Origin of the sequence: Acidovorax sp. (assembly GCF_016783915.1) — a bacterium.
Lineage (GTDB): Bacteria > Pseudomonadota > Gammaproteobacteria > Burkholderiales > Burkholderiaceae_C > Acidovorax.
Genome location: NZ_JADHVT010000195.1, coordinates 1 through 6979 on the forward strand (window position 1 = coordinate 1; position 6979 = coordinate 6979).

Consider the following 6979-nt stretch of genomic DNA (forward strand, 5'->3'; position numbering starts at 1 on the left):
CCATGGGCAGCCAAGTTTTTGCCGGAACGCTCGTCGACTCTGGCGCGTTGGATGTCCTGGTGGAGCAACTGGGTGCCGATACGACCTTCTCTCGCATCATCGCCTTGGTGGAAAACGCCGAGGCCGAGCAAGCCCCTGTGCAGAAACTGGCAGACAAGGTGGCGGGCTGGCTCATCCCTGTCGTCTTCATTTTCCTGATCGGCGTGTACCTGGTCACACAGGACGTGCGAACCATCGTCACGCTGTTGATTTTCACGTCGCCTGCTGAGCTGGGGCTGGCGACGCCGTTGGTGATGATTGCGGCCATTGCACGAGCGGCACGATCGGGCATTCTCATCAAGGGCGGCATCTATCTGGAGAGTCTGGCAAAGGTCGACGTCATGGTCTTCGACAAGACTGGCACGCTCACCGCAAATCTTCCCGAAGTGGTGCAGGTGATGTGTGTGGACCCGGCGTTTGATGAAGACAATTTGCTGCGACTGGCTGCCGCGGCTGACCGACGCTCAGCACACCCACTCGCCAAGGCAGTTGTGCAGGCAGCTGCGCAAAGGATCCTGGCGGTTCCGGAGCCCACCTCCTTCGAGCAGTTGCAAGGCCGTGGTGTGCGAGCCACTGCAGAAGGTCATGCAGTGCTGGTGGGGAACTCGGCCTTGTTGCGAGAGAACGGTGTTGATGTCAGCTCCACTGCATCTGAAACGGACGGCCGAACTCCGGTGCATGTCGCCATCGATGGCAAGTTCGCGGGGATTCTCTTCATCGCGGACACCTTGCGGCCAGGGGCCAAGGCCGCGCTGTCACACCTCAAGGCGAACGGCATCCAGCGGACCGTCATGCTGACTGGAGACAACGCAGCCACGGCCAAGGCAATTGCCGATCAGCTTGGCATCGATGAGGTTCGAGCCGATCTCATGCCGGCGGACAAGGTCAAAGCCATCGCTGAGTTCCAAAGCCAAGGCCACAGGGTCGCCATGGTGGGCGATGGCGTCAATGATGCACCCGCCTTGGCCAGGGCCGACGTCGGAATCGCGATGGGCGGCGCAGGTACGCAAGCGGCACTGGAAGCCGCCGATGTTGCGCTGATGACGGATGACCTTGCAAAGATTGCCGCAGCCCGCGCCATCGCCCGCAAGGCCTACCGCACGGTGCAAGAGAACCTGTTTGTGGGCGTCGGCGTTGTGCACGTGCTGGGCATCACCGCAGCGCTGCTTGGGTGGATCGGCCCGATACAGGCGGCAATCATCCATCTTGGACCCGACATCCTCGTTTTTCTCAACTCGGTCAAGTTGCTCAAGGTAAGGATCAGTGGTGCATAGAGGCGGGCGTTTCGAAGCTGGGGCGCGCGCTGTGTGCGCTTGCCAGTGCGCAGACCATTCAGCTTGAAGGATGTCCAGTCATGGAAGCACAACAAGTTCTCACGGCAGGCCAGACCGGGCTGCAGTTGCTGTTGATGATCACGGCCCCTATCGTTCTCGTGGTGCTGGTGGTTGGCCTGGTGGTGAGCATCTTCCAGGCGGTGACTCAGATCAACGAAGCGACGTTGTCGTTCATCCCCAAACTGGTGGCAGCGATCATCGCGCTGACGCTTGCCGGGCCATGGATTTTGAGCACTCTTGTCGACTATCTGCGCGAGGTGCTGATATCGATTCCAAAGGCGGTGGGATGAGATGCCGCTTTTGGGTGACTGCTGTGCAGCGACGCAAGCGCATTGTGCGTGGGGCGCTCCCATGTATGCGCTGGCCGGTTGTGTTCCTCGGCGCTTTCGTGGATCGGTGTCGCTCTGTAGACCAAATGGGTCAATGGTCTTTGCATGCGCTGTCGTTCTGCATGGCGCTGTTCCTTGTAGCTGCACCTGAGCCTCAAGCCGGCGATCAACAATGCCTGTGCTGATCATGCCTTCACGGCCCGGAAAGATGGTCTGGGTGATGGCGGCATGCTTGCCATTGCCATTGCCGTTGTGGTTTGGCAGATCAGGAGCCTGTGGTTCAAGCTCCATCCTGAGAAAGACAAGCGGATCAAGTTCAGCCGGAGATTGGCCAAACGCCTCAGAAGTCGCCAATTGGCGCTGCCCAGAGACAGAGAACGACCTCGGTCTCGGAAACGCAAGCCTCGCTCGTGGAGAGCACAAATCTGTTGTCGAACATTTCTAAGGAGAGTTGAAATTCAATACTCGTATATTCGCATCGCAACGCCCATGCTGGCCATGGTCCTTTCGGCTTGCGCCACCACCCCTGTCTACGAGGGGCGCCTTCCATGGAGGGAAGGATGGAGAGAGGGGGTGGTGGAAGCTGTTGGCGACTCGGATCACCTCAAATCGCGCTACCGCCAATCCTGCAGCACTGAAGCCCCGATGCGAACAACTGATCTTCTCGCTCGCGTTCGTTGGAGGCAAGTCGGCCATGCCCGATGGTGGACTGTGGTCGTGCCGCAAGGCACGGAACTGAAGGTTGGCGATGCTGTGTATGTCAACGTCGCGAGTTGCATGGATGCGGTCCATCCACGTGCACCTCAATTGAGATCCGGGGTCTCGTCAGGTTAACTCTGGATAGAGCTTTCGAGGCAGAGAGCTAGGCACCCCAATGCAATGTCATTCGTGGTGTAGCGCCAAGCTCCCGCAGTTCGCAGTCTGGTGTCTATCCCTCAGCATCCATTTGAGCAATGACACTCGGTCAGCGCTTGGTAGACCGAGGTCGCACTGCACCCTGGTAAACGACCGAGCGCTCATCACGGTACTGCAACTCTCCTTCGATCTGCATCACGTCAAAGCAGATGGGCTCCTTCTTGCTGACCTCGGGCAACAGCAGGCACAGTTGATCGCCGATGACGTTCCAGTTCCCTGACCGGCTTCTGCCGTTCTCCGCGCGTTCTAGCTGGCCGTTTGTAAGGTAGTAGTGGCTCCAATGCCGCCCATCGCTCACTTCCTTCCCTGAAATGGCTGTGCGAATCTGCGGCCCAGAGAGCTTGCGTTCCCCAGACTGTGCAGTCGAAGCCCCGGCCAGCGCTATAGCGTACGCCAGGAGTATCAAGGTGCTGCGCAGACAGCGTCTCGGGAGCGCATTCATTCCATTGAACGGCACGCTCATGCAGAGCCCACCGGTCCCATCTGGGGAGGCCAGTTGTGCGGTTCCTCCTGGCAGGATTTGCACCAGGCGTACAGGGCGTCGTACATCACCATGCCATGTCCGAGCATCTCGTGGTCGTCGCTGAAAGTCTTGGACAGGCCGAGCGACAACGCATAGAGGCCCGCAGACTGCGGCGCCAGATCCAGCCTGGAGGTGTCTGCGCCCCGCACGATCACGGCCAGTTGCTGCAAGGCAGCATCAGTGAGGTCGTACTTCTTGAGAAAAGCGTCAAAGCTGCACAGATCCCCCTCATGGGTCATTTCCACGCCCGGCACGTCGTAGGGTATCGCTCCGGTCTCTTGGGCCACCTGAAGCACGGAGGTTGCAGGCACATAGAGAAATTCTGGCGCCTGGTCGATGAACCGGGCAATCAGCCATGGGCAGGCAATGCGGTCGATCTTGGGACGCTCACGAGTGACCCATTTCATGCAGCACCTCTTTGAGCTTCCAGAGGCAGGCCAGCGGCTCGCCAGGCCTCGATGCCGCCCGCGATGTAGCGTGCATCAAGACCGCGTGCGCGCAGCGCCAGGACAGTGGAGCGGCCAATGTCCTTGCCTCGCAGGCAGTACAGCAGCACCGGCTTCGATGCATCGAGCTCCTGGCTCCACTCGTGTACCCGCGATGGATCGCGCCAGGATGCCCCCGGAATGACCTGGCCGCTCTGCAAATAATCCTCCTCGCGGCGCACATCAAGCGTGCCCGGCGCACCGGCCAGCGCAGCGCCCGTCTCGATGCTAAACGTCAGGGCATCCGCCTCGACGGCCGCCCCGTAGCGCTTGTAGACCTTGTCCCACGGGATGTTGGCCATGAAGGCATCCACATAGGCGCCCGCCTTGGCACCGAAGTCCAGGTGGTAAGCATGCTCGTACATGTCCAGCGCCAGCACGGGCGTGGCGCCGGCCAAGAGGTGCGTGTGGTCGGCAGCCCAGTGGTTGATGAGGCGGCTTTCGCGGGAAGACCAGGAGAGCAGTGCCCATCCCGATCCACCGCCCATGGCCTTGGCCAACCCGGTGAATTGGCTGCGCCAAGCCTCGACGGAGCCAAAGTCCCGGGTGAACGCAATGGATAAGCCACAGGAAGGCAGCACGCCGTTGCCTCCTAGGTTGTCGAAATACAGCTCGTGCAGGAAGGCCGAGTTGGCGGCGATCAACTCCTCGCGCTTGAGACCGTTAATGGTGAAGGTGGCTGCGGCACTCCAGTCCAGCGCTGCGAGTTCGCTCCGTACGGCGTTCAGGCGCTTGACGGCACCCGCGTAGTTGTTTTCGTGGTGGCTGGTGATCAGGCGGCTCGACAGGCCAGAGAGTTGATCGGGGTTCAGCGTCAGCGGGCGGAGTTGGTAATTCATGATGTTCTCCATCAAATGGTCAGTGTCAGACGTGGGCAACCAGCGGATAGACGGCCAGGCCGATCAAGGCTGCGGCAAGCACCACCACAGGCTCGGGCAGCTTCTTGAACCGCCACAGGACCGCAGCGGTGGCGAGAAATAGCGCAGCGGTGGGCAGATCCACAATGGATCGCTGGCCCAACACCACAACAGCCCCCGCAATGGCCCCCACGGCGGCGGCCGTGACACCATCGACAAATGCGACCACACCGGGGTGCTTGCCATGCTTCTTGAAGTACGGCGCCGGGATCACGGTGAGCAGGTAGCAGGGAAGGAAGGTCGCTGCCGCCGCGACAACCGCGCCCCAGAAGCCGCTGGTCAGGAAGCCGATGAAGCCTGTGGTGATGACGACGGGGCCCGGGGTGATCATGGCCACGGCCACCGCGTCCACGAACTGGCGGTCGGTCAGCCATGCGTACTCCTTGACCACGCCGCCGTAAAGGAACGGTACGATGGCCAGGCCGCTGCCGAAGACGAAGGCGCCCGCATAGGTGAAGTAGGCTGCGATCTGCCCCAGCTTGTGCCAGTCGAGGTTCTCCAGGCTGAGTGCTGCAGCGATTGGTGCCGCCCACGCCACGCTGTGCAGTTGGCCGCCGGTGCGCTTCAAGGGACCACGCACGGCCCACACCAGCAAACCCGCGCCCAGAAAGACCCAGATCACTTCGGACTGGGTGATGATGGTCACACCGGCGCTGAGCAGGTAGATGACCCACAACAGTTTGTCCTTGCCCACGTTCTTGGTTGTGAGCTTGTAGGCGCTCAGGGCAATGATGCCGATGACGGATGCTCCAACGCCATAGAACACGGCTTGCATCCAAGAGATGCCGCCATAGGCTTTGTAGGCGGCACCCAGTGCGACCACCATCACAAATGACGGCAGCACAAACGCCAGGCCAACCAGCGTTGCACCCCACAGGCGGAAGTGCACATACCCCAGGTAGATGGCCAGCTGCGCCGCCAGGGGGCCGGGCATGAGCTGGGCCAGGGCCATCCCCTCCTTGTAGTCGGCGTCCGAAATCCAGCCGCGTTGCTCCACCAGATCGCGGTACATGTAGCCGACCAGGGCCACCGGGCCGCCAAAGCCGAGCGTGCCCAGGCGCAGCATGTAGCGCACCAGTTGCCACAGCGTGTAGCTTGGAACAGTTTCCGCGCCGTCATCGGGCGCGGCCGTTATTTTGAGATCGTTCATGTTCATTCCTGAGGTGGTGAGGTACTAAGGCTTACGAAGGGTCGAGAAATGGGCATGGAGCGAATCCAGCACCCCGCCCACGTCAGCCAACAGTGCGTCGTCGTCCGGCCAGCGCTTGCGTGCACCGGCCAGCACGGCCTCGAAGCCGCTGGCTTCGGGTGTGGCAGTGCCTCCCACGTCCAGGGCATGCACCATGGCCCCCAGGCGCTGGAGGCCGCGATCTCCGTCCAGACCAAAGCTCGCCATCAGCACCTCAAACGTCACCCGGTCGCCAACGTGGGAGAAAGTCGCTCCGTCGAAATCGAAACCCAGCGCATCAGCAGGACAGTCGGCGGGCAAGTCCAGCCACACAAAGCGCGCAGCGGGGTCAATGAAGCGTTGGATGAGCCAAGCACTTGCCACGCGATCTACCCAGAGATGGCGGCGTGTTGCCCACAGGCGCCCCTGGTACTGCATGCGGTCACGCCGGGCAATGCGGCCCGCTGCGGCCTGGGGTTCGCCGGGTGACTGGATGGCTTCGACCGCGTTCGTGAAGTCCCGCCATTGGGCTTCGGCACGGATGGAGGATTCACCCGGAAAGAAGTCGATCTTGCGGATGGCCTCGTAGGTGCGCGCGTGCCGACGCTGCAGACGTTGCAGCTCAGCGGCAGATAGCGAGGAAATAAGCTGGCGCGCTTGCGCCAACTCTTCAAGCCAGGGTGCGTAGTCGGCCGTTCGATCAAACAGCGCTTGGTAGGCTGCTTGCTCAGCCATGTCCTTCGCTTGAACACGCAGCAGCCAAGCTTGCCCGCCTTCTTGCAGGGCCTCGTCGGCCAGGGTTTGTAGCTGCGCAGCCTGCTCCGCCTGCGCGGGCAGCAGATAGGTGCCGTCGCGCAAGGCGGCACAGCCCTGTGCCTTGACGGCACGCCAGATCCGCATGCGCGCTGTGGCCGCCGCGGATGGGAGGCTGACGACGAAAGCCAGCCAAGTGTCAGAGGTGAGAGACATGACGGCAGCTTAGCGAGCCGTCACGAATGCTGCAATAATGTAGCGATCTCTACATAACCTCGAATGGATTGGCTGCTCGCTTCACTACTTGCGGGGTCAGCAGAATGGCCGCTTCTATACACAAACTACGCATTCAGAGGCGGAGCGGTAACGACCGCAAACGCTGCTTATGGAGAGCTCTCCATAAGCAGCGTTATGCACAGCACGCAGTTATGAACAGTTGGCCAGTCTGAACGCGCCAGAGGCTGTGATCGCCCTGGTGGATCGCCAGGAGGCGGTGCCGTTGAACTGGACATAAGT

The 6979-nt window shown here is 61.2% G+C and carries 7 protein-coding genes; 2 read left to right on the forward strand and 5 right to left on the reverse strand.

Translation table 11 applies throughout. From position 1 onward, the window contains the following. Together ISS20_RS22205 and fliQ are read left to right on the forward strand one after the other, a co-directional pair. Positions 1 to 1313 (forward strand): heavy metal translocating P-type ATPase (locus ISS20_RS22205; protein WP_291439628.1); only part of this gene is annotated, 1313 nt, incomplete at its 5' end. Between the two features lie 80 nt (positions 1314 to 1393). Further along, positions 1394 to 1663, forward strand: coding sequence for a flagellar biosynthesis protein FliQ (gene fliQ, locus ISS20_RS22210; RefSeq protein WP_108499849.1), 270 nt, complete (start codon positions 1394 to 1396; stop codon positions 1661 to 1663). 1003 nt (positions 1664 to 2666) lie between these two features. On the opposite strand, the gene ISS20_RS22215 is transcribed toward fliQ, so the two are convergent. From ISS20_RS22215 to ISS20_RS22235, 5 genes are read right to left on the reverse strand one after another with little or no spacing between them, the layout of a single operon-like run. Next, a complete protein-coding gene (locus tag ISS20_RS22215; protein ID WP_233250714.1) occupies positions 2667 to 3080 on the reverse strand; it encodes a hypothetical protein in 414 nt (137 codons plus the stop codon). Next, entirely contained in the window at positions 3077 to 3547 is a 471-nt protein-coding gene (locus ISS20_RS22220; RefSeq protein ID WP_108499847.1) for a chromate resistance protein ChrB domain-containing protein, read from the reverse strand. The genes ISS20_RS22215 and ISS20_RS22220 overlap by 4 nt, the downstream gene beginning before the upstream one ends. Next, the gene (locus ISS20_RS22225) at positions 3544 to 4464 is read right to left on the reverse strand and encodes a Fe-Mn family superoxide dismutase (RefSeq protein ID WP_056642933.1); all 921 of its coding nucleotides are present in this window, start codon (positions 4462 to 4464) and stop codon (positions 3544 to 3546) included. Before ISS20_RS22225 ends, ISS20_RS22220 begins: the two co-directional genes overlap by 4 nt. Positions 4465 to 4489: 25 nt before the next feature. Continuing rightward, on the reverse strand, positions 4490 to 5692 hold the full coding sequence (locus ISS20_RS22230) for a chromate transporter (RefSeq protein ID WP_291439633.1): 1203 nt from the start codon (positions 5690 to 5692) through the stop codon (positions 4490 to 4492). A gap of 24 nt (positions 5693 to 5716) precedes the next feature. Then, positions 5717 to 6679 (reverse strand): chromate resistance protein ChrB domain-containing protein, encoded by a 963-nt coding sequence (locus ISS20_RS22235; RefSeq protein ID WP_108499846.1) that lies wholly within the window; start codon positions 6677 to 6679, stop codon positions 5717 to 5719. Between the last annotated feature and the right edge of the window lie 300 nt (positions 6680 to 6979).